Genomic DNA, 1,820 nt, shown 5'->3' with positions numbered 1-1,820 from the left:
CGTGCTGCACACCTCCGGGTCGACCGGCGTGCCGAAGGGCGTCGCGGTGCCGCACCGCGCCCTGGGCAACCTGCTCGCCACCCTCGTCGAGCGGCCCGGCCTCGGCCCGGACACCGTGCTGGCCGCCGTCACCACCCTCTCCTTCGACATCGCCGCCCTGGAGCTGTTCGGGCCGTTGACCGTGGGCGGCCGGGTGGACGTGGTGCCCCGGCCGGTCGCCGCCGACGGGTCCCGGCTCGCCGCCCACCTGGCCGAGGTGGGCGCGACCGTGGTGCAGGCCACCCCGACCACCTGGCGGCTGCTGCTCGCCGCCGGCTGGCGTCCCGACCCCGACGTGGCGGTGTGGTGCGGCGGGGAGGCGTTCCCCGCCGACCTGGCCCAGGCCCTGGCCGCCACCGGCGCGCCGGTGTGGAACCTGTACGGGCCGACGGAGACGACGGTCTGGTCGACGGCGTACCGGGTGACGGGGGACGAGGACCCGGTGCCGTTGGGCGGGCCGGTGGCGAACACCGAGCTGCTGGTGGTCGACGACGCGGGCCGGCGGGTGCCGGTCGGCGTGCCGGGGGAGCTGTGGATCGGCGGCGCGGGGGTGGCGGCCGGCTACTGGCGGCGCGACGAGCTGACCGCGCAGCGCTTCGTGCCGCATCCGGAGCGCCCGGACGCGCGGGTGTACCGCACCGGTGACCTGGTGCGCTGGCGCGCCGACGGCCGGCTGGAGTTCCTCGGCCGGCGCGACTTCCAGGTGAAGCTGCGCGGGCACCGGATCGAGCTGGGCGAGATCGAGTCGGTGCTGCGGGCCCACGACGGCGTCGACGACGCGGTGGTGGTGGTCCGCGAGGACGTCCCCGGCGACCAGCGGCTGGTGGCGTACCACGTCGGGGGCGCCGCCGCCGACGCGCTGCGGGACGCCTGCGTCGAGCGGCTCCCCGGGTATCTGGTGCCGGCGGTGTTCGTGGCGCTGCCCGCCCTGCCGCTCACCGCTAACGGCAAGGTCGACCGGCGGGCCCTGCCCGCCCCCGACCCGGCCCGCCGGGCCGGCGCGTACGACCCGCCGCGGGGCGACGCGGAGGAACGCCTCGCCGGCATCTTCGCCGACCTGCTCCGGCTGGACCGGGTCGGCCGGGACGACGACTTCTTCGCCCTCGGCGGGCACTCCCTGCTCGCCACCGCCCTGGTCGGCCGGATCGCCGCCGAGCTGGGCGTCGAGGTGCCGGTCCGGGCGGTCTTCGCGCAGCCCACCGTGGCCCGGCTCGCCGCCGTCCTCGGTCTCGGCGCACCGCCCGCCGCCGGGGACCTCACCCCCGTCGAGCGTCGACCGGACGCCGACGGGCTGGTCCGGCTGCCCGCCTCGTTCCAGCAGCGCCGTGTCTGGTTCCTCGCCCAGTTCGAGCCGGACACCGCCGCCGCCTACCACCTGTACGGCGGGCTGCGGCTGCACGGCCGGCTCGACCACGACGCGCTGCGTGCCGCCGTCGACCTGGTGGTCCGCCGGCACGAGACGCTGCGTACCGGCTTCGCCGCCGTGGACGGCGAACCCGTGCAGGTGATCCACCCCGAGGTGCCCAGCCCGCTGTCCGAGGTGGACCTGACCGGGGCCGCCGACCGGGACGCCGCCCTGGCCGAGCTGCTCGACGACGCCGCCCGCCGGCCGTTCGACCTGGCCGTCCCGCCGCTGCTGCGGATCGTCCTGGCCAGCCTCGGCGACGACGACGCGGCCCTGCTGGTCACCCTGCACCACGCCGTCGGCGACCGGCTCGCCGTGGAGGCGCTGACCGGGGAGCTGTCGGCCGCGTACACCGCGCTGGCGGCCGGGACGCGGC

General features: G+C 77.7%; 1 protein-coding gene. It reads left to right on the top strand.

All coding sequences use genetic code 11. The features are described 5' to 3' along the window. Positions 1 to 28: 28 nt before the first annotated feature. On the top strand, positions 29 to 1,820 hold a 1,792-nt coding region (locus tag MRQ36_RS32810; RefSeq protein ID WP_242801703.1), incomplete at its 3' end, for an AMP-binding protein.

The sequence above is a fragment of the Micromonospora sp. R77 genome, from assembly GCF_022747945.1.
Classification (GTDB): domain Bacteria; phylum Actinomycetota; class Actinomycetes; order Mycobacteriales; family Micromonosporaceae; genus Micromonospora.
Note: the sequence above shows the minus strand (reverse complement) of the source record. Positions and strands in the feature narration are given on the sequence as shown.